Genomic DNA, 21,752 nt, shown 5'->3' on the forward strand with positions numbered 1-21,752 from the left:
TGGACGGGTTGTCCGGACAGCATCGATGCCCATGCGGACCTGGCTGCTGACCACACCGGCCGACTACGACCTCGGCCACGTCGACGCGGTGCTGCCCGGCCGGGTGGTGCGGAACGCCCGCGTCGTGGTGCGCGACGGTGTCATCGTCGAGGTCGCGCCGCACCCTCCCGGCGCCGTGACGGACGTCGACGGCGGCGGGCTGCACCTGCTGCCCGGCCTGGTCGACGTGCACAACGACACCCTGGGCCGCGAGTGCCACCCGCGGCCCGGCGCCTCGCTGGACCTGGACTTCGCGATCGCCTCGGCCGGGGCCCGGCTGCGCGCCGCCGGCATCACGACCGCCTTTCACGGTCTGGCGTACCAGGAGCGCAGCGCCGTCGGGGTCCCGATCGACTCGCCCCGCGCGCCCGAGCTCGCGCCCGTCGTCGACGCCGCCGCGGGCCCGGTGGCCGACCATCGGGTGCTGCACCGGCTGGACCAGCGGTGCCCGGCCGGACGCGCGCAACTCGAGCAGCGCCTGGCCTCGCTACCGGCGGGTGAGATCCCGGTCGTGTCGCACGAGGACCACACGCCGGGACAGGGCCAGTACGCCGACCCGCGGACCATGCAGCGCTGGCTGGAGGTCGGCGAGCGGATGTCCCCGGAGCAGGCAGCCGAACACGTCGCCTGGTGGCGGACAAGCCGCGACCGGGCCGTGACGGTCCGCGACGAGACGCTCGACTGGCTGGGCGCTCTGGCCCGGGCCGGGCGGATCCAGCTCTGGGGACACGACCCTGCGACCGCCGACGACGTCGACGCGCTGATCGCGCGCGGAGGCCGGGTGGCGGAGTTCCCGACCACCAGGGTCGCCGCCGAACGTGCTCGGGCCGGCGGGCTGGCGATCGTGGCCGGCGCGCCCAACGTCGTACGCGGCGGGTCGCATGCCGGTAACGTGTCGGCGGCCGAGCTGGCCGCGGCCGGGCTGGTCGACGTCCTGGCGTCGGACTACCTCCCGGCGGCGCTGCTGCCGGCCGCCGTCCAGCTCGCGCGGGCCGGCACCGTCCCCCTGCCCGCCGCCGTCGGTCTCGTCACCGCCGGCCCGGCAGCCGCCGTCGGGCTGCACGACCGCGGACAGCTCATACCGGGCCGGCGCGCCGACCTCGTCCTGGCCGACCTGTCCGCGCCCCACCCGATCGTCCACTGGGTCACTCGGGCGGGACATGTACGAGGCCATCGAGCTGTGCGTAGCTGATCACCGTCTGTGATCCATCGGTAGCCCCCGACGCCCGTCATCGCGATGCCCGGCCGAGATGGTGTCGCATCGGGTGCTCGGCGTGAAGCAGGCGGCGGTGCCGCTTGCACAGCTCCGTCCGTCAGGATCGCGATGTCGCGCCGGTCGACCTCGGCGATGGGCTGTGGCGGCTGCTTCACGGTGGGGAGCGAATTGCAGACGAGGATCTCCTACTCGAGGCGTACACGGCGAGGTCTCAGCGGATCTTCCGCCTGCGTTCTGATCTGGACATCGTCCATTCGTGGGAATCGAGGGAGAGACGGGTCATCTCGGGCCCGGTCCCCGCCGAGTAGATGACCAAGTCCCCGCGTCCGATTGGCCGGGCGCGGGGCGCCTACTGGGACAGACGACGTCTTCGCCCGTGTTCCGGCTCGCGACTGGCCGCCAGGTGCTGCCGGGCCTGCCGTCGACGCGCTGTCCGTTGTATTGGGAGTTGACTCTGCCCGCGGGTCAGCTGGCCGGATGCGGCGGCGTGACAGACGTCGGCTCGGTGGCACGGTGTTCGTCGAAGATCGGGGGTTCCATACGCTCGCCTGGTGGCGGCCACGGGCCGTTTCGATCGCATCTGAGTCGGGCACCCGCTGCCCGACGACGACGACGACCTCACGGCGGGCACAGGCCACCCGGTTGTCGTGGCCACCCGTCATCGCTTCCAAGCGACCTACCACGAGGAGAGCACACAGCTCCGGATCGATCCACTTCAACATGACGCTCATCCGCTCACCTCAGACGAGCGCGGCAGCAAACCCGGAGCGTTCAACAGCGCCCTCCGACGGTCGATGATCTTCGACGATCACCGTGCTGGCGGAGGGCGCTGTCCAAGCCTTGGCGTGACCCGCGTCAGCCCTGAATCGAGATCCGGATCAGCTGGCGATCCTTGAGGGTGAAGAAGTCGCCGGATTCGGGATGCCGGTCAGACCGTGGAATTCCGTACCACGGGACGTTGAGGCCGCTGACGATCGGCTCGACAGTGAAGCGGGTTGGGCTGAAGCGGAACACCGCGTCGGCCGAGGTGGCGTACACCTTGCCCCGATGGGTCTCCAAGGTGGTCATGCCGATGGCGAGATCGGCATGATTGGCGCGGTGTATGACCCGTCCCGTGAAGCGATCGAGGACCAGGAAGTCGCCGCGCGAGCACATCGCATAGAGGTGGCGGCGCAAGACGGCCAGGCCGAAGACGCCGGTCGATCGCGCCTGTGGTTCGACCCGCCAGATCTCGGTGCTGGTGCGCCGATTCCAGGCCACGATCGAGCCGGCCGAATTGTCGGCCGTCTGCCCGCCGAGGTAGACGATGTCGTCACCTTGCTGGCCGGACGTCGTGACAGCGCGGACCCACTGGGTGTCACCGAGCGGATTGATCACCCAGCTGTATTCCAGTGAAGCCGGGTCGAAGGTCATCAGCGAGCCCCCGCCCAACGTGTCGGACTGGCCACCGATCAGCAGCGAGCCGCTCGGTTCGTCCCAGTGCATCACGCTGGGGCGGTTGTGACCAGGAGGAAGCGGCGCGACCAGCTTGGGGTCGACGCCGTCCGTCTTGGGGTCATACCGCAGTAGGCCGACATCGCTGTATTGGCAGGTGTAGACGACGTCGTCGAGGATGCGCATGTCCTTGGCCTCGCCACGAAAGATCACATTGACGATCTCGCCGGTCTGCAGATCATGGCGTGCGATGGCGTTGGTGCCTCCGACGTAGGCGTACCGCCCGGCGGCGCGCACTGACATCGGTTGCTGGGGCTCGACCGGGGCACCTGCGGCGACGAGGTCGAAGTAGCGGCCGGTGTTCGCCACCGGGTCGATCTCGACGACGTGTCCCATCCCCGAGGCGCCGACGACCATCCCGTCGCGAAGGCCCATGCCCCAGATCTCCCCGTAGGTGATGCCGTCCGGGAGCAGATCACGAAACGCACCGGTGGCAACGTCGAGCTCGCCGATCACCAATCCCCCGAACCAGATCTTGCCGTCGCGACCCACGGGATGACGACCCGCTGGCCGCGGCGCATCGAAGTAGCGGTACGACGAGAGATCGGCCAGGTCGAGCAAGGCGATCTTGCGCCCGGTCGTGATGACCAGCAGTCCGTCGATGACAGCCATGGAGCGCAGCTCGGGCTCGGGCGCGAACTCCGGTGGCAGAATCGAACGTGCCGCCCCAGTGGCGCGGTCGACCGCGAACAGATCGGCGCGGGTCGCGGAGCTGCCGGGCACACTACTCCGGGTGCCCAGGAAGACGGTGTCGGCAGTGGCAGCGATGCTGCGTCCCCACACCGCGCTCGGGTCGGGCGTGCCGAGATCGCCCAACGTCCCCGTCGCGGGGTCGTAGCAGTGCAGCTTCCCCGCATCGGTGGCGCCGGTCATGACGACGAGGCCGTCGGGGGAGATGGTGATCGCCAGCGGGTCCCACTGAGTGATCTGCGCCAGGGGCTCGACCACGGGACTGTCCGGATCCGAGAGGTCGATCCGGCTGAAGTTGGATTCGTTGGCGTCTCCGCTCCAGCGAGCGGCGGCGTAGACATACCGTCCTTCTTTGTCGCCGACGAGGGCCTGGGTGGTAAGCCTGCCGCCGATTGGCGAGACGCTGCGGATCTCACCGGTGGGCAGGTGCAGGCCGACCACGCGAATCGGGATGTTGGTGCGGGTGCCGACGTACATCGTGTCACCGACGACGACCCCACTGGCCAGGCTGAACGGGCTGACGCCGGGACCGAGCTCGGTCACCTCGATCTCCGGTGGCCGAGCCTCGGCCCGCACCGGCAGAACGCCGGCCGTGGCGGCCGCCAGCCCGCCGATCGCCCCCAGCTTGAGCAGTTGACGTCGCGGATAGACGAACTCGGAAGGCATGGTGGACTCCGTTCTGTTCTGCGCGCTGCTGCGCGGTCGACTACTGAAAGATCAACCTCGGAGGTACCGAGGAGTGAGGTGCTGTCCGTGGCCTGCCCCGATCCATCGGGCAGCTGCTGCGCCACCGAGCAGCACCTGGGCCTCGTGGCGTGGACCGACAGGTCACCGGGCGCGTTTGCTCACGGCCGGACGTGTCGCTGCGGGGGACTCGGCGACACCAAGCATCAACGCCCGCCGAAACCACTCGCCATCACCCCACTCACCAGGTGCTTCTGCAGGGCGATGACGAGGGCGATCATCGGCAGCATCGAAACCGTGGAGGCCGCCATGACGAGATGCCACTGACTGCCCTGCTGGCCGAGGAACGACTGCAGCCCAAGCGGCACCGTGCCGTAGGCGCCGACGTCGTTCACGATGATGAGTGGCCACATGAACGCGTTCCAGTAGCCGATGAACGTGAAGACGGCGAGCACCGCGACCGTCGGGCGTGCGAGTGGCAGCACGATCGAGGCGAACACGCGAGGCACGCTGGCACCGTCGACCCTGGCCGCTTCGTCGAGCTCGCGCGGTACGGTCAGGTAGAACTGCCGCAGCAGGAACGCGCCGAACGCGGCGAACCCGAGCGGCACGATGAGCGCCTGGTAGCTGTTCACCCAGCCGAGCCTCTGCATGATGACGAAGAGCGGCACGACGATGACTTCCTGCGGCAGCATCATCGTCATGAGGAACACGCCGAAGGTAGCCGTTCGCCCACGCCAGAGCAGTCTCGCGAAGGCGTAACCCGAGAGCACCGCGACCGTGACATTCAGCACGGTGCCGAGCACGGCTACGAGCAGGCTGTTCATCAGGTACCGGCCGAACGGTGCGTACTCGAACGTCTCGACATAGTTCTGCCAGCGCAGCTCAGACCCGAACAGCGACGGCGGCGTCGAGAAGACCTCGTCCGGTGGCTTCAGTGACGTCGTCACCATGTAGACGAGCGGTACGAGAAAGATCGCCGCCACCGTGACCAGGAGGACGTATTCGACGATCGAGCGCCAGCCTGGCGTGCGTGTGCTCACGCGGCGGTCCGCCGCCGCTGGCCCGGCGACGCCCGCTACGTCTTGCGGCGACGCGACGGCGACGGCGCCGACGGCCGGTCCGTCGTCGCCCGGGCGCATGGCATCGTCAGTCATAGTTGACCCACTTCTTCTCACCAGCGAACTGTGCGGCCGTGACCAGCAGGATGATGACGAGGATGATCGTGCCGGCGGCCGCGGCGAGTCCAAGATTCTGGTTCCCGAAGCCGCTCTGGTAGAGGTAGAGCACCAGCGTCATCGTCGAAGATCCTGGCCCGCCTCTCGTCAGGATGAACGGCTGGATGAACACCTGGAACGAGCTGATCAGGGTCATCGTCACCCCGAAGAAGACCGCCGGCCCGATCATGGGGAAGCGCACGCGCCAGAAGGTCTGCCACGCCGAGGCGCCGTCGATGCGTGCCGCCTCGATGAGACTCTCGGGCACCGCGTCGAGCGCGGCCGAGAACACGAGCATGTTGTAGCCGAAACCCTGCCACACGCTCATCACGATGATCGCGAGCATCGCCAGCTCGGACTGGTTCAGAACGTCGAGAGACTCATCCCCCATGACGGGAGCCGCGGCCTGATCGAGTAATCCGCCTGGTTGATAGATGAGTCGCCAGACCACGACGTTGGCCACGATCGGCGTGACCGCGGGAATGAAGAAGATCACCCGGAACACATGACGCCCGCGTATCCGTGGACTGAGCCATGCTGCGAGCCCGAGCGCGACAAGAACGTTGAGCACCGTGAAGCCGAGCACGTAGACAACCGTGTTGACGACAGCAACCCTGAAGATCGGGTCGGACAGGATGCGGGTGTAGTTGTCGATGCCGAGGAACGAGATCTCGCCGAGCAGTGGCCAGCTGTACAGGCTCATCACCAGCGCCATCCCGGCGGGGATGACGACGAAGACGACAAGGCCGGACGAGTGTGGCAGCGCGAAGAGCGGGCCCCACCAGGAGCGTCGAGGCCGTGCCGGCCGTGACCCCGGAGGCGAGGCAACCGGCCGCACTGCGGTGTGCGTTTTCATTGCGTTTCTCCTCCGGACGTGGCGCGGAGCGCCGCGCGACGGCGCACCGCGCCCGTCGAGTCAATCGCCGAGCTGACGGCTGATCTCTTCGATCGCTTGGTCGACACTCGCATCGCCGTTGATGACCGTCGGCATGTACTGATCAAGGAGCATCGAGAACTTCTCGGTGTGGGGCGAGCCGGGCTGAGGCTGGCTGTGCCCGAGCGCATAGTCGAGCGCCTCCTTTGCACCCTGCGTCGACTCCGCCGCCTCGTACCACGCGGACTGCACTGCCGTTCGGCTGGGGTAAGCGCGCCCATCTTCAGCGAGTGACCGCAACGCCTCCTCACCGGTCATGACAGTGATCGCGTCGAATGCGGCCTCGGGGGAGGCGCACTTCTGCGAGATACCGAATCCGGAACCAGTCGCGAACACCGGCGCCGCGTTGTCACCTTCGGGCAGCGTGACCATGCCGACCGTGAAATCGGCCTTCGAGGTGATGTCCAATGCATCCCACGGGCCGCCCATGAACGTCGCCGCCTTGCCCGTGAGGAACACATCGCGCGAGTTGTCGTTGGCCTGCGCGCTCGACGAGTAGCCCTTCTCATGCAACCCGGCGAGCCACGAGAGCGTGTCGCTGAACCCGTCGGCCTGCGGGTCGATCGTGCCGTCTGACGTGAGCACCTCTGCGCCGTCTGCGGCCAACGAAATGCTCATCAATCCGTCGCCGACGGCAGCCGCCCAGATCGGCATGCTCGGCCCCAACTTCTCAGCGGCCGACTCGAAGTCGTCGACGCTCCACCCCGGCTCAGGCGTCACTCCGGCCGCTGCGAACGCGTCAGCGTTCGTGAAGAGCACTGCAGGGCCCGTGTCGTAGGGAAGGGCGTAGATCTCGCCGTCGTACTTCATGCTGGCGAGCGCGACGTCCGCGAATCCACTGGTGTCGAAGTCGGATTCCTCGATGAGCTCATCGAGCGGGAGCAGCTCGGAGGCGAACTGGGGGAGGCGCGGCCCCTGGACCGACACGATGCACGGCGCGTTCGAGGAGCTGAGCTGCGTGCCGAGCTTGGTCCAGTAGTCGCTCCACGGGGCGCCCTGCAGATTGATCGTGACCCCAGGCTTCTCCGCGGTGACGCGATCAGCGACCCCCTGCCATGCCTGTTGGTCTTGCGTCGAGCCGATCCACATCGACCAGGTAAGGGATTCGTCGGAGTCGCCAGTGCTGGCGTCTCCGCTGCCACAAGCGTTCACGGCCAGCACGGATGCTCCGGCAATGGCCGCGGCAAGGACCTTTGAGTTCCTCAACGAACACTCCTTTCGTTGTGCGGGGCTCGGTGTTGCGGGCGCACCGATTCAGGGGGTGGTGGCGTTGTGCAGATAGTCGCGGCGCTGAGGGCGAGGCGGCTTGGTCAGGGTGATGCGCAGGCCGAAGCCGTCGCCAGGGTCGACGTGCTGCGGCAGGCGCACGCGAAGCGCGTCGCGGTCGCGCGTGTGCTCGAGGTGCTCCATCGTGCCGAGGAGCTGCACTGTCTCGATGTGGTCTTCGAGCAACTTGGTGTCGGCGCTCAGGGTCCGCACCGCGACGTCGTGACCGGCCGCTTGCACCGAAAGCACGTACAGGTAGTCGACATCGGTGTTCGTGCGGTAGGTGAAGCGCAGGTCCTCGGTACCGAGCTCGAAGGGGGTGCCGTCGGTGAACGATCCGCTGAGGGAGGAACCGGGGCCTTCGCCGTAGACGGTCCACGGCGATGTGCCGTAGATGCCCTCGCCGTTCCTTGCGAGCCAGGCGCCGACCTGTTCGAGCAATCGCACCTCTTCTTCGGGCAGCGTGCCGTCAGCCTTCGGGCCGACGTTCAGCAGGAGGCATCCGTTCTTGGAGACCACGTCGACGAGATCGCTCAGCAGCTCACGAGGCTGCTTGTAGTCGTGGCCGTCGATGTAGCCCCACGCGTTCCGCGACACCGAGGTGTCGTTCTGCCATGGCCGGCTGCGGATTCCTGACGAGCCGCCCCGCTCGACGTCGAAAACCGCCGTGCCCGCTGGGAACGCGTCGTACTTGTAGTGCAGGACGACACCACGGCCCCACTCGGCGGCCCGGTTGTAGTAGTAGGCCGCGATCTTACGCAGGTAGGGCTCGAACCCCGGCGATTCGATCCACCAGTCGAACCAGAGCAGCTGCGGCCGGTACTGGTCGATGATGTGGGTGGTGCGGATGAGCCAGTCTTCGAGGAACTCAGGATCGGGATGCACCTCTTGGCGTGCGGCTGGGCCGTACAGATCCGACCAGCGTGGGTCCTGCAAGTCGGAGGCGGTGCCTCGGCCGCTGTTGTAGAAGAACCAGTTCTCGGCGCGATGTGACGACGCTCCGACGACCAGCGACTGGTTGCGGCAGGCATCGGCGAGCTCACCGAACGGGTCGCGCTTCGGGCCGATGAGTGGCGCCTTCCACCGGGTGCGCGGCTCGTCGTACATGGTGAAGCCGTCGTGATGCTCGGCGACCGGTACCACGAACCGGGCACCCGCTCGGCGGAACGTTGCGACCATCGCGTCGGCGTCGAAGTTCGCGAAGTCGAGCTTCGGGAGGAAATCCTTGTAGCCGAACTCCGTCAGCTCACCCCAGGTCTCGCGGTGATGAGCGTGCTCGGCGCTGCCCTCGCGGTACATGAGCCGCGCGTACCACTCGGTGCGGTGCGCCGGGACGGCGTAGGCGCCCCAGTGTACGAAGATGCCGAACTTGGCCTGGGTGAACCACTCGGGCGGCTCGAAGCCCCGAAGCGACTCCCACGTGTCGTCGAACGGTCCGCGGCGGATGACCTCGTCGATCCTTGCGAGTTCGTCGGCGGTGTCGGTGATGGCCACTCGCGGCGGCACCCAGGAGAGGTCGGGCAGAGTCTGTTCGTGCATGGTTTCCTTTCCTCTACGAAGGGAGAGCGAAACGTTACGCCCACCTCTGGAGCAGCGCAAGCATCTGGCGAATCTCACGATCCTGCCCCCTGTCCGCCGGCAGGGACGGTATGTAGCGGCCGCGCGCTAGCGCGGCGGCAGAAGCAGATGCCGATGGCGTCTCAGGTTGAGATCCGCACATCAGGCCGCCGAGGAGCGTGCGTGGCTGGTCTAGGTCAGATGCTCCTCACCAGGAGGTCCTGGCCGAGACAGACCCCGCGGCATCGGTGGTGGTCCGGCCGGGAATCGTGCAAGCGCACGCGGGAGCACCTGGTCGCCGTCGCCTTCGGCGGCGACGCCCCTCACCCGGGCCCGTACAACCACTCTGCCGGACGTCACCCATCACGAACCCTCGACTGGCGACCGCTCGCCGTGCATGCCGCACGAGGTTCGCGTATCGTTTCGTGTAACCATTGAACTGAGACCCGAACCATCCCTACGAACCGAAGGCCTACCGACGGCACGCCGATGACAAACTCTCCGACCTACCTCGATCTGCAACGCATCACCGGGCTGTCGTTGTCGACGATCTCGAAGTACTACGCCGGTGGCAACGTTCTGGCACGCAATCGCCAAGCGATCGAGGCCGCCGCGAACGAGATCGGCTACCGCATCAACCTCCAGGCGCGAGCGCTGCGCTCCGGTCGAACGTCGACGATCGGCGTCCTGTTGCCGGGTCTCGACGCCACCTTCCACCTGTCGATCATCCAAGGTGCGGAGGCAACCCTCGGGGAGTCCGGCTTCGGCATCGTCGTCAGTACGACGTCAGCCCGGCCATCGGGCGTGGAGTTCCTGCTGGAGCGCGTGGTCGACGGCATCATCGCCGTGCCGGAGCCTGCGGACGAGCCCGAACTGATCGCGGCGGCAGCGCGAGGTGTGCCCGTCGTACTCGTCGACCGGCCGATTGACGGAATCCAAGCGAGCGCGGTCGTCCTCGACAATCGTCATGCGGTGCAGACTGCCGTCGATGCACTCGTCGCCGCCGGACACTCCCGTATCGCGCTCATCTGTGGCCTGACGGAGTTCTGGACCATGCGCGAACGCAAGCTGGGGTTCCAGGAGGCGCTGAGGACACGGGGGATCGAACCGGAGGGCCGGCTGATCCGTGTGGGGCCGATCTCGGTCGAGTTCGGGCGGGCCGCATGTGCCGAACTCCTGCAGGAAGCCGAGCACACCCGCCCGACCGCGGTGATCTGCGTGAACGACCTCCTCACCGTAGGCGCCGTGCAGCAGGCGAATTTCCTCGGTCTGCGCATGCCCGACGACTTCTCCCTCATCGCCTTCGACGCGCCCCAAATTGCAAGCGTCACCACTCCGACGTTGCACGTCTTCGAGCAGCCGAGTCGGCAGATCGCCGACGAGGCTGCGAGGCTCATCGGTGTCGAGGTCAACGACGCTGGTCCGCACACGCCGCGCATCGTCGTGCTTCGCGGTCGGCTGGTTCCCGGTGGCTCGGTCGGGCCTCCTCCGTCGCTCCCCGCAGGCTGACTGCTCGCACCGGGTCGCTCAGCGGGTTCGAGCGACTCAGCGTGCTGCCTGCCGCGGCTCGAACGCGCTGTCGAGTGACAAATCGGCGCGGAACATCTGGCCGAGCACCACACAGGCGACGCCCCGGCCGATGGCCGCGTCCTCGGCGCTCGTGAGGTCGAAAGCGGGCGCAGGGGCAATCTCGTGGGCGAACTCTTCGGCGAACACCCGCTCAGTGTGTTCGGCGAGCATCTCACGGTCGGCCTCGGACGTGAACGTGACGAGCACGCGTTCCGGTCCGAACATCTTGCAGGCGTTCGCCATGGCGACCCCTAGCCGATCGGCTGCGGCAGCGTATACGTCATGGCGCACCTCGGCAGGCGCAGTCGCTGCCGTCATGCCAAGGCGTTCGAACTCGCGCTCGATCCCCCAACCGCTCGACCAGGTCTCGATACAGTCCACGGCACCGCAGTGGCAGGGTCGTCGGTCGCCCGAGGCGGAACTGGCGCGCCAGTGCGCGAACCCGCCGGCGGCGCCATCGAAGCCGCGGTGAATACGGCCTTGGACGACTACGGATGCGCCCAGGCTTGCGCCGACGCTGAACACGATGACGTCGCGCGCCTCGAGTCGGGCGTCGAACAACAGCTCGCCGGAAGCGAGCGAGTCGACGTAGCTGCTGATCACCACGGGCGCGTCGAGGCCGGCGCGCAGAAGCTGGCGAAGCGGCACGTCCTCCCAACCGAGCGACCCGCTGTGGCGCACGACGCCGGAATGATCGACGATTCCCGTAACCGCCACGCCAACCCCGAGGAGTTCGGCCATGGGTCGGCTCGCCGCGACTTTCACGACGCCGCGCGCGATGGCGGCGGTCGCCCTCGCCGGATCCGTCGAATCGAGAGTCTCGCGGTGCGTGTCCACAACATCGCCACCGAGGTCGACCAGCACGACTACCGCTTCGGATGCCGCGAGTCGAACCCCGGCGGCGAACACGGCGTTGCGGCCGAGGCGGAGCAGACGCGCCGGGCGTCCGCCCGTCCCCCGCCTGACGTCGGCCTCGGTGGTCTCCGTGAGCAGACCTGATTGCAGGAGTTGGTGGGTGATGCCGGTCACTGTGGCCGGGCTGAGTCCGGTAGCGGCGGCAATCACCGCGCGCGCGACGGGTTCCTGTGCGCGTACGACGTCGAGCACCAGCGCCACATTGATCTCGCGAATCAGGGCCTTGCTGCCGGCGCGGAGCTTCATAGCCTGCCCCTGATTGCGCATGTCGACATCGAGACCCCATTCTTCGAGTCCACCTCGCGCGGCGTTGGCGTGGGCAACGTCCATTCTAGTGTTTGGTCACCGACCAAACCGGGGTGACGTCCGAGTCTGCTCATCATGTCGGAGAACGTCGCATCGCTCACCCGCGACCGGGTACCGCGCCGGGCTCGTCGGCGTGCTCCACGAGCCGAGGCTGCTGGCCCGATTGCCGAGGCGCGACGCGTCCCGTGTTGGGCCGGACGCGCGGGAGGCGCCCTCGACACGGTCGCGAGATGCACCGTAGAAGTGCTCGAGCGGCCTGTGCGATCGGTCGGCCGTTCAATCTGCAGGTGGCCGCCGTGAGCCGCACCGGCGGGGCCGTGATGCCCACGCATCTGCCCGTGAAGAGGTCGCAGAATTGCAGGGTTCGGTGGGACCGATGGACGACGATGTGGGCCGGGTGCTCGATCGAGTCGACGCACTCGGCTGAGCAGGATGAAACCGTCGTAGCGCCTCACAGTGGGCGAGCCCCGTTCTGGCCCATGCGCAGGGGCTCGTGGTCCGCGGCGACACTCGGCTTGCGTGAACGTCCGCTGTTCATAATCGCCCTCATGCCCGCAGTGGCTGCTGGGCGCACCGCTCGCCGTTTCGCATGATCGCCGGTGCGACAACCGGCGTCGTGAGCGGCCTCCTAGTCACGCCACGGGCTCGACGCCTCGCTGACCAGGATTTATTCAAGTTCGGTCATTGACTAAATATCACCCTCGGTCATAGCATGCCCCTGTCTCCGACCGTCTCGACGAAGAGAGCGCGCAGATGAGACCTTCCCCTTTCGCCCCCGCCGGCTGCACTCGCCGCCAGGCCCTTCAGATGGCCGGCATCGCCGGTCTCGCCGCCATCGGTCTCGACGCACCGGGTGCCGCTGCTGCACCGTCACCATCCACCCTCAGGCGGGGGCTGACCGTCACTGACCTGGGTCCCGCGGCCACGGCCCTTTACCACACCCGCGGCGTGGTCGCTGCCGACGGCGTGCTCTACGTCGGTTCCCGCAATCTGGAGCCGACCAGGGTGTTCGGTGTCGACCTCGCGACCAAGACCGCTGTCTCGGAGATCCACCTGGGATACATGAACGCGATCGGAGACATCGCTGTCGACCCGACCGGCCGATACGTATACGCCGGTGGCGACCACCAGGGCGGTGTCACAACGGGCAACCTCTATCGCATCGACGTGACCGATCCCGAGAAGCGTGCCGAAGACATCTCGCTCACCCAGGAGAACATCCAGGGGATCTCGGTCGCCCCGGACGGCGTGGTCTACTTCGCTGGCCGATGGACACCCAGAACGGCTTACCAGTGGGATCCGGTGACCCGGCAGACGACGAAGATCGGGTCGATGCCGGCGAACATCGCCCGGCTCGAGGCCGTCGCCTCGAGCGGCACGACGATCTTCTGCGGCGGTGTTGTCAACCTGGAGGGCAACAGGGCGCAGGCTCGGCTGTTCGCCATCGACCGGGTAACCGGGCAGACCACGGACATCACGCCGCCGGAGGTGCTCGAGGTCGGCTCGGGCGTGCGGGACCTCAACGTCATCGACGGCAAGCTCTTCGTCGGCGTCACCGCATTCGCCGCCCCGAGCCCGCTGGTCCTGATCGACGCGGCCAACCCGTCGTCGTACGAGATGCTGTCGTTCCCCGGCATCGAGACTCGGGAATTCTGCCGCGTGGGCGACAGCGTGTACTTTCGCGGCGGTTCGTACGATCTCGTCACCGGTCGACTGGCGGGGTTCCCAGTGCGCTCCGGCGGCGGCTCACTCAGCTACTCGGCGTGGGGCGACAAGCTCGTGGGTGTCGGCAGGACGGGTCAGGCGTACATCATCGACCTTGCGGCGCGGACGGTCGATGAGTTCCGGTTCGTCGACACGGGGGTGAGGCCGAGCCCGCAGCTGGTCATGGGAATCGCCGCCGGCGGGGGCTATGCCTACGCCTGCTCCGGCGGGATGCTCACGCGCCACGACCTGAGTACCGGGGAGGTCGTCAACTTCGACACACCCGGCGAGACCAAGAGCGCCATCTTCTACGACGGCATCGTCTGGCTCGCCCAGTACGGCGGCGGCGGCCTCTGGGGCTACGATTCGCGGACCGACGAGCCGCCGTGGCTCGTCGCTGCCCTGCCGGTGTTGCAGAACCGCTCCCTGCGGATCGCCGTCGACACACAGAACGACCTCATATTGATCGGTGTGCAATCCGACCAGCTCGGCGGCGGGTCACTCTGCGTCTACCATCGCGACACCGAGCTGATCGACGTCTTCGAGAATCCCATCTCCATGGCGGAGCGGACTCGAGCGGTCATCTGCCATGAGGGCATCGCCTACCTCGGCGGCGAGAACACCCAGTCAGATTCCCCCCAGGCGACCGTTGTGGCGTTCGATCCCGTCGCCGGCGTGGAGCTATGGCGAATGGAGACAGGCCAACCGAATGGCATCGGTGAGCTCGCGGTACGGGGTCGGCACCTGTACGGGATTTCGCGCGGTGGCGGATTCTTCGTGATCGACATTCCCAGTCGTGCGATCGTTCACCGTGCAGATGTCTCCGGCATCTCGCCAGGAGAGGCCACCCTGATCACCAATCGCGACGCCGTCTATGGGGTGTCCGACACCTCGCTCTTCCGATTCGATCCGGCGACTTTCGCCCCCACTGTCATGGTCGACGAGCTCGATGGGGGCTGGTACGGATGGCCGCGAGTCGGGCTCGACGAGCGTGGACGGTTCTACACGCTGCGGGATCGGAACCTGATCCAGGTCGATCTTGGTCCGGCCTCCCGCCGGCCGAGGCGCTAGTCCTCGAACCATCGATGGCGTGGTTCTAGCGTGTGGTGATGCTGAGGTGGGCGAGGGCACCTCGGTGAGGCAGGCGAACCGGGCGTCGAGGAGTGCCGCGGAGGCCCACAACGAGGGCGAACGGTGGCAAGCACCGCGAAACCATGCTGGTCCAGAGCCGCTCCACGAGGCCGGGCTACACCGCGGCGGAGCTGTCGAGACTGGCGAGGCTGGGTCCGTTGGTACGAGGTCGCCGGCGTTCCGGTTCACGACCAGTTCGCCGTGATCGCTGGCTTCTGGAAGTGCGGCGATAGCGCCATCGTCGGCCAAGACCACGTTGACGGTCCCAGAGGGCGCGGCCGGCCCGAACGGCTTCCCTTCGGGCTGACGCCGCGGCGCAAGTCGTGGTCCATCCTGCCGGCGGCATCGGCCCCGGACCGAGATGCACCGTGACCGAAGTGGAGTCGCGTCGGCGCCGTCTACCCGATGGGCGCCGCCCTCCCGAACTCGTCGGCTCCCTGCCCGAGGTGGTCGATGACACCCGCCACATGGAGGGGCGAGGCGGTGGCGGTTGGCGTGGAGGCGGTCTGCCAAGCGGTGACTCGTCCGTGCCACCCTTGCCTCAATGCGCGATGACATCCTATCTTTCGGAGCCAAAACCACCTGGATCAGCGGCCCTTGGCGGCGGGTGGACCATATTTATCCGATGTTTGAGGAGGAAGTGTGGCGCATAGGCGACTCAAGGTGTTCGTGTCCGTCGGCACGCTGCTGTTGGCGACCGTCGTGGCCCCGGCGCACTCGACGGCCAGCGGGCAAGCGGCACGTACGGACACCCAGATCTCTGCCGAACCGGATACTGGGCCGGACGACGGGAGGGGAACGGAGGCAGCTCGGGCGGCACTGGACAGGTTGGCCCCGCGGATCGCGCACCGATTCGTCCTCGAACTCGAACCACCGACGGACGAAGGCGGCTCATTCACCATCGAGGCAAGGAACAACCGGATCGTCCTGGCCGGCTCCGACAACGTCGCGATCCTCAGTGCGTTCGACTACTACCTCGAGAACATCGCGCATGGCCAGATCAGCCGGATGGGCGACAACATCCCGGTCCGGTTGCCTGCGCCAGCAGAGCCGATCCGCAAGAGCACGGCTTACCAGATCCGTGACGCCTACAACTTCACTGTCGCTGGTTACACGTACCCGTTCTGGGATTGGGAAGAATGGGAACGTGAGATCGATCTGCTGGCGCTGAGTGGCGTCAACCACGCGCTGGTGACGATCGGTCAGGAAGCGGTTTGGTACGACACGTGGCAGCGATTCGGCTACAGCGCCGAGGAGGCGCGAGCCTGGATCTCACCGCCGGCGCACCAGCCTTGGCAGTTCATGAGCAACATGCACAGCTTCGCCGGCGGCATGTCCGAAGGGCTGATCGAGCAGAGGGCCGAGCTGGGGCGGAGAATTGTCGACCGGATGCGCGAATTGGGGATCACCCCAGTGCTGCCCGGCTTCTCCGGCAGCGTCCCGGACGGGTTCGCCGAGCGCAATCCCGGCGCCCGAGTGGTACCGCAGGGCGAGTGGTACGGCTTCATGCGCCCGGAATGGCTGGACACGACGACCGAGCTCTACCAGGATGTCGCCGCGGTGTTCTACGCGAGTCAGCGTGACCGGTTCGGCTCGGTGCCCGATCAGGCGATCGACCTGCTGCACGAGGGCGGCCAGTCGGGCGGTGTCGACCTCACTGAGGCTGCCCAGGGCATCGTCGCCGCTCTCGAACAGCACGACGAGGACTACGTCTGGGTGATCCAGGCGTGGGGTGGTAACCCGCGCCGCGACGTCATCGAGGGGATCGCGCCGGAGCACGTGCTGGTCCAGGACCTCACCGGGGGGCGGTGGTCGGGCAGCCAGGCATTCTGGGGCGCGCCGTGGGTCTGGGGCATCCTTCCCAACTTCGGCGGCCGGACCGGTCTCTACGGAAACCTGCCGAGCATCGCATCGAACGTCCCGACACTGCTCGAGCGTCAGGGGACCGGCAGCCTCGTGGGCACCACGATCATGAGCGAAGGCGTCGACACGAATCCGGTGGTGTGGGAGCTGATGACCAGCGCCATCTGGGAGTCCGAGCCGATCGATCTCGACCAGTGGCTGAACCGGTTCGTCACCGCCCGTTATGGTGTGGCCGACGATGACGCCATCGATGCCTGGCGGACCATCTATGCCGCAGCCTACGACTCAGGCGCCGGGCACCCCGGCGGTGCCGACTCGCTGTTCAATGCCGAGCCCAGCCTGACCGCGACCAAGGCGTCGCAGAACGCTCCCGGCAGCCTGCCGTACCGGCCGGACGAGTTGGAGCCGGCGCTGGTGTCCCTGCTTCGCGCCGAACGCCGGCTGGGCAAGGTCGAGACTTTCCGCCACGATCTGGTCGATGTGGCTCGACAGGTGGTCGTCAACCAATCCAGAGTGCTGCTGCCGCAGATCAAGACGGCATTCGAAGGTCACGACATCGACGAGTTCGAGGCGCTCACAGGACGCTGGTTGGACATGATGGACTTGGCTGACGAGCTGTTGGCCACGCATGAGGCGTTCATGCTCGGGCCCTGGCTGGCCGAGGCCCGTCGCTGGGGTGCGGACAAGGACGAGGCCGACCGGCTCGAGTACGACGCTCGTTCACTCGTGTCGATCTGGGGATCGTGCTGGAGCGGTGGACCGATCAACAACGACTACGCCAACCGTGACTGGGCAGGTCTACTCTCGGACTACTACAAGCCGCGGTGGCAGGCGTACTTCGCGGGGCTGGCCGAGCAGCTGCGTACCGGCCAGGCGCCGCCAGTCGTCGACTACTGCCAGCGCGGGCAGGACTGGGCGCGCGAGACGACAGCGCTGCCCATCGAGCCGAGGGGCGACTCCGCAGCCGCTGCTCAGCGGGTCGCCGAGGCCGTTCTCGGCACTGCGCAGGTTCAGCTGGAGGTGTCGCCGTCACTGGCTACTCCCGGTGTCCCGTTGCGCGCCGAGATCGATCTGACGAACATGCGCAACCGGCCGCTGACCGGGCTCGAAGCCTCGATCGATCTCCCGGACGGATGGAAGGCCGAGGCCACCGAGCCGCTGCCGGCGGCTGCTCGGCCGCACGAGGAGCTGACTGCCGCGTGGACGATCACCCCGGGTGACGACGTGAAACCGTCGACCAACCTTGCGCTCGGCCAGGTGGCCACACAATCGTCGGAATTCCGGGGCGGCAGGTTCCCGGCCAGCAATGCCGTGGACGGGGATCCGAGCAACTTCTCGCATACCGCCGAGGACGGGTCTCGGGAGCCGTGGTGGCAGGTCGACCTGGGCAAGGTCAGCGACATCGGCGAGATCCGGGTGTGGAACCGGGCCGACTGCTGCCAGGACCGCGTGGCCGGCCTCTATCTGTTCATTTCCGACGAGCCGTTCACCACGACGACGGTTGAGGAGACCGTCGCTGACGCCGACGTGCGCACAATCGTCCTCGAGGAGGCTGCAGGTCGGCCGACGAGCGTATCGGTGCAAGGAAGGGGACGCTATGTGCGGCTGCAGACCGTGAAGACGACCCCGTTGAACATCGCCGAGGTGGAAGTGCTGGACACCGTCTATCCGTTGACGGCGACGGTGCGTTACCGCAGCGGCCGCGACGTGGGCGAAGTGGCACATACGGCAACAGTGGCGGGCGCCGCTGCCCACGACTCCTTGGCCGAGGCGTACAACAGCAACGGCCTCACCTCTGACGGCGACCCGTCCGGTGGCAACCTCGACGGCGAACTCCGACCTGCCGAGGCAGCCGACATCGTCACTGGACAGGCGGCGATCAGAGTTGAGGGCCGAGTCGGCTGGTTGGCGTTCCTCGGATCCCGGCTTGCGTCCGGCGACGGCGTCGGAACCGTCGTCTACGCCGGTGGATCTACGGAGGACCTCGCTCTCTTGACCCGACGAAGGAGCTTGCCGTCGTGATGTTGCCGACCGACAAGCGGATGCGCGTGTTCGCGACGGCCATCGACGATTAGCCGATGCGATCGAACCGTCGGCGGCGGTCCTCGACGAGGTACTCGCCGCCGACGGCGTTCACCACGCCAGGCTGGTCGCACGTGAGGAAGTCGACATGGTGATTCGACCGGATCCGCAGCCGGAGTTTCGCCACCGTGGCGCGGCAGTACCTTCCGGGGATCTGGCGCCGCGAACAGGTGAGAAATCGGCGCGTCGTGCCATCGGCTCGGAGGTTTGGAGCGGAGCATTCAGGGCATGCAGACGTGGCATGACGATCCGATCAGGCGCATCGAAGACGACACCCTCGACCGCCGCCACACCGCGGAGAGGCTGGCCCTGCTCATCGACGAGACCCACTCGTGGGAATCCAGCGTCGTGTGTGCATTGACGGGTCCCTGGGGGAGCGGTAAGACCTCTCTCATCGAGATGACTTGCGAGCACCTCGGCTCCGTATCGCCGGGCTGGAAGATCGCTCGCTTCGCGCCCTGGGCGACATCGGACCCCGGTGGGCTGTTCGAAGAGTTCTACGCGACTCTGGGGGCGGCTCTGCCGCCGGACCCTTCCGAGAAGGCCAAGGGATTGCTGGCATCGTGTGCGCGAGCGGTGGCACCCGCAACCAAGATCATCCCTGTTGCAGGGTCGGCCGTGGCGGAGTACCTCCAGATGACCAGCGCGACCCTTGATGCCCGGCAGCCTTGGACGGAAGCGTTCGCCGAGGCTTCGAACCAATTTCGACGGCTGAATACCCCCATTTTGGTGATCGTCGACGATATCGACCGGTTGCATCGCGACGAGTTGGTCGCGTTGCTCAAGGTGATCCGGCTGCTTGGGCGGTTCCCTGGAGTGACCTACCTACTGGCGTACGACGAGGCGACCTTGTTCGCGAACTTGCAGGACGCGAACGTCGGAGCCGAGGCTCAAGAGCGCGCCCGACTCTTCATGGAGAAGATCGTGCAGTACCCGATGGCTGTGCCGCCGCTGCTCCCGGAGGCAATTCTGGACCGACTGGACGAGGGACTCACTGACATTCTCGCAGCAGCCGGCGCGCGTCTGGCCGAGAACGATGGCCGGCTTGGGCGCCTGCAGGACGTCTACGAAACCCAGCTCACGACCCCGCGATCGTTGGAGCGTCTGCTGGCTCAGTTCGAGCTGGCACTGTCCATGCATCAGCCAGGCGAGATCGACGTCGTCGACCTCTTCTGCCTGACCCTTGTGCGGCTGCAATTCCCCGACCTGTACTTGGAATTGCCGCGCTGGCGGCGGGAGTTGACCGAAGCTCCCTCGGTGTGGGGCTCGACGTCGCAGAAACCTGACGACGAGCCAAAATGGGACAGGCTCTTCTGCGCCATCAACGACGACGATCAACGCCGAGATGCGCGGTCAGTGCTAGAGGTGGTCTTCCCGCGGCTCGGCCGCTACTCAGCTGCAGCGCGGTCGCGGCTCGGAGCAGCGAACTCTGACTACTTCTCACGGTACGTCGTGCATCAAATTCCGAAGGACGACATCGCAGACCAGACGATGCACGACGCGGTGGATCAGGCGTCGCTGGGAGTCCCAGCGAACCTCGTCGCCTTGCTCACCCAGGGATCGGATCGTCGTCGTGACCTCGCGTTGAAGAAGGCGCGTGCTTTCACCGAGCACGAGCATAGCGACGGATCGTCGATCGAACCCTCTGTCGAACTGCTGGGCGTCGTCATGGGACTGCTGCCGGTCCTGGAAGGTGGCCACAACTCGCTACTGCGTCGGCAGGAACGTGCCTTAGCCTGGGCTGGGAATATGTTGCGCCGTATTTGTAGTGCGCCGGCGGACGATCTCCTCGCGGCACTACGGTGTTGCCCCGAGCCGTTTCTGCGGTACCACGTCATCTGGCAGTCGATACCGACAGGAACAGATGCTCCTCAGCCGATCCGTTGGCTGGGTGCTCGGCTCGCCACAGATGCGCAGGATGCCGTTCTGACACACCTCCGCAACGGGGATTCCGCCGACCCGAACCAGCCAGTCGGCGCGGAGCTCGCCTTTCTCGCGCAGTTCGGTGATTCGGACACGTCTCACATCGCTATCAGAGCCGGGCTTGGCGGTGACTTCACCACCGAGGACCTCGCAGCGCGATGTGTGAACATCATGGCATCCGTCTCGCGCCACCCAGTCCGCAGGCTCGACGGATTCGATCAGCAGTTGTTTGCCAGCTTCGCTCCAGCCGAGGACTCTTTGTACACGGAGCCGCGCGATCAGAACGTCGATGTGTACGGCCTGAGCTGGTCGAACCGACGCGCCTATGCCCGTGGCCGCGCACATGCGCCTGGTCCCGCGACGCGGGGCTCCAGCGACTGAGGCGCTCTCCATCGCGGCGCCTCCACGTACCGCCGAGCGCCGGCAGCCGACTCAGTGCAACGATGTGCTCGTCCGGGCCTGAGGCCACGGCCGCGGGCCTGTGGCGGCACCGTGGCTCGCTCCTCGGCACCTCACCACTTCATGGACCCAGTCCGGTCGAGAACGCCTGAGACTCCGCGGGCTGTTGGCAGGGCGGACTCCATCGATACCTGGTTTCGAGAAGGCGTTCAGGTGAGCGGCTGTTGGATGGAGAGTCGACGAGGGAACTCGATCGGCTGGTGGTAGCCAGGCGCTGTGCGAGCAGGTGCGGGGTCCTCGCATCGTTGGTTGTGGGCATCACCGCGGCGGTAGAAGATGAGCCACCAGGCTGCCTCCAGAAAGAGCGCGGTGCGCTGATTCAACGATGCCGAGCTGGGGTGGTGTCGGATGTCGATCGCCATGGGTGGCGGGCGCCTCTGAGGTACTGCCAGGGCCAGCGGGCTGGCGATCGTGGCCGGCGCGCCCAACGTCGTACGCTGCGGGTCGCACGCCGGAACGTGTCGGCGGCAAAGCTGGCCGCGGCCGGGCTGATCGACGTCCTGGCGTCGGACTACCTCCCGGCGGCGCTGCTGCCGGCCGCCGTCCAACGCGCGCGGGCGGGCACCGTCGCCCTGCCCGCCGCCGTCGGGCTGCACGACCGCGGACCGCTCACCCCGGGCCGCCGCGCCGACCTCGTCCTGGCCGACCTGTCCGCACCCCACCCGATCGTCCACTGGGTCGCCCGGGCGCACGTCCGCTAGGA

Annotated in this window: 12 protein-coding genes; 6 read left to right on the forward strand and 6 right to left on the reverse strand. The window is 67.1% G+C overall.

Annotated elements, in window-relative coordinates; translation table 11 throughout:
- Window positions 1-31: 31 nt before the first annotated feature.
- Window positions 32-1,231 (forward strand): alpha-D-ribose 1-methylphosphonate 5-triphosphate diphosphatase, encoded by a 1,200-nt coding sequence (locus tag BLV02_RS07530; protein WP_069111073.1) that lies wholly within the window; start codon window positions 32-34, stop codon window positions 1,229-1,231.
- 879 nt (window positions 1,232-2,110) lie between these two features.
- On the opposite strand, the gene BLV02_RS07540 is transcribed toward BLV02_RS07530, so the two are convergent.
- The 5 genes from BLV02_RS07540 to BLV02_RS07560 form a co-directional block, all read right to left on the reverse strand.
- A complete protein-coding gene (locus BLV02_RS07540) occupies window positions 2,111-4,105 on the reverse strand; it encodes an NHL repeat-containing protein (protein ID WP_069111071.1) in 1,995 nt (664 codons plus the stop codon).
- Between the two features lie 224 nt (window positions 4,106-4,329).
- Window positions 4,330-5,280 (reverse strand): carbohydrate ABC transporter permease, encoded by a 951-nt coding sequence (locus BLV02_RS07545; RefSeq protein ID WP_216094180.1) that lies wholly within the window; start codon window positions 5,278-5,280, stop codon window positions 4,330-4,332.
- On the reverse strand, window positions 5,273-6,196 hold the full coding sequence (locus BLV02_RS07550; RefSeq protein WP_069111070.1) for a carbohydrate ABC transporter permease: 924 nt from the start codon (window positions 6,194-6,196) through the stop codon (window positions 5,273-5,275). Before BLV02_RS07550 ends, BLV02_RS07545 begins: the two co-directional genes overlap by 8 nt.
- Window positions 6,197-6,256: 60 nt before the next feature.
- Complete coding sequence (locus BLV02_RS07555; protein ID WP_141711539.1) at window positions 6,257-7,435, reverse strand: ABC transporter substrate-binding protein; 1,179 nt, start codon at window positions 7,433-7,435, stop codon at window positions 6,257-6,259.
- 93 nt (window positions 7,436-7,528) lie between these two features.
- The gene (locus tag BLV02_RS07560; protein ID WP_216094179.1) at window positions 7,529-9,034 is read right to left on the reverse strand and encodes an alpha-L-fucosidase; all 1,506 of its coding nucleotides are present in this window, start codon (window positions 9,032-9,034) and stop codon (window positions 7,529-7,531) included.
- A gap of 552 nt (window positions 9,035-9,586) precedes the next feature.
- Between BLV02_RS07560 and BLV02_RS07565 the strand changes: the two genes are divergently transcribed.
- Window positions 9,587-10,606 (forward strand): LacI family DNA-binding transcriptional regulator, encoded by a 1,020-nt coding sequence (locus BLV02_RS07565; RefSeq protein ID WP_069111067.1) that lies wholly within the window; start codon window positions 9,587-9,589, stop codon window positions 10,604-10,606.
- A gap of 36 nt (window positions 10,607-10,642) precedes the next feature.
- Here BLV02_RS07565 and BLV02_RS07570 read toward each other — a convergent pair whose 3' ends face one another.
- Window positions 10,643-11,911 (reverse strand): ROK family protein, encoded by a 1,269-nt coding sequence (locus BLV02_RS07570; protein ID WP_216094178.1) that lies wholly within the window; start codon window positions 11,909-11,911, stop codon window positions 10,643-10,645.
- A 783-nt stretch (window positions 11,912-12,694) separates the two neighbouring features.
- Here BLV02_RS07570 and BLV02_RS07575 point away from each other — a divergent pair.
- The 4 genes from BLV02_RS07575 (at window position 12,695) to BLV02_RS07590 (ending at window position 21,750) form a co-directional block, all read left to right on the forward strand.
- Entirely contained in the window at window positions 12,695-14,662 is a 1,968-nt protein-coding gene (locus tag BLV02_RS07575) for a PQQ-binding-like beta-propeller repeat protein (protein ID WP_141711538.1), read from the forward strand.
- A 729-nt stretch (window positions 14,663-15,391) separates the two neighbouring features.
- The gene (locus BLV02_RS07580) at window positions 15,392-18,607 is read left to right on the forward strand and encodes an alpha-N-acetylglucosaminidase TIM-barrel domain-containing protein (RefSeq protein WP_171906722.1); all 3,216 of its coding nucleotides are present in this window, start codon (window positions 15,392-15,394) and stop codon (window positions 18,605-18,607) included.
- Between the two features lie 288 nt (window positions 18,608-18,895).
- The gene (locus BLV02_RS07585; RefSeq protein WP_069111064.1) at window positions 18,896-20,971 is read left to right on the forward strand and encodes a KAP family NTPase; all 2,076 of its coding nucleotides are present in this window, start codon (window positions 18,896-18,898) and stop codon (window positions 20,969-20,971) included.
- 536 nt (window positions 20,972-21,507) lie between these two features.
- Window positions 21,508-21,750 (forward strand): amidohydrolase family protein, encoded by a 243-nt coding sequence (locus BLV02_RS07590; RefSeq protein ID WP_069111063.1) that lies wholly within the window; start codon window positions 21,508-21,510, stop codon window positions 21,748-21,750.
- Window positions 21,751-21,752 lie beyond the last annotated feature (2 nt).

The sequence above is a fragment of the Jiangella alba genome (assembly GCF_900106035.1).
Lineage (GTDB): Bacteria > Actinomycetota > Actinomycetes > Jiangellales > Jiangellaceae > Jiangella > Jiangella alba.

Excerpts from the sequence above, each read along its gene's own strand:
- BLV02_RS07530 (WP_069111073.1), top strand. The coding sequence starts at position 32 with ATGCGGACCTGGCTGCTGACCACACCGGCCGACTACGACCTCGGCCAC.
- BLV02_RS07540 (WP_069111071.1), bottom strand. The coding sequence starts at position 4,105 with ATGCCTTCCGAGTTCGTCTATCCGCGACGTCAACTGCTCAAGCTGGGG.
- BLV02_RS07545 (WP_216094180.1), bottom strand. The coding sequence starts at position 5,280 with ATGACTGACGATGCCATGCGCCCGGGCGACGACGGACCGGCCGTCGGC.
- BLV02_RS07550 (WP_069111070.1), bottom strand. The coding sequence starts at position 6,196 with ATGAAAACGCACACCGCAGTGCGGCCGGTTGCCTCGCCTCCGGGGTCA.
- BLV02_RS07565 (WP_069111067.1), top strand. The coding sequence starts at position 9,587 with ATGACAAACTCTCCGACCTACCTCGATCTGCAACGCATCACCGGGCTG.
- BLV02_RS07570 (WP_216094178.1), bottom strand. The coding sequence starts at position 11,911 with ATGGACGTTGCCCACGCCAACGCCGCGCGAGGTGGACTCGAAGAATGG.
- BLV02_RS07575 (WP_141711538.1), top strand. The coding sequence starts at position 12,695 with ATGGCCGGCATCGCCGGTCTCGCCGCCATCGGTCTCGACGCACCGGGT.
- BLV02_RS07585 (WP_069111064.1), top strand. The coding sequence starts at position 18,896 with ATGCAGACGTGGCATGACGATCCGATCAGGCGCATCGAAGACGACACC.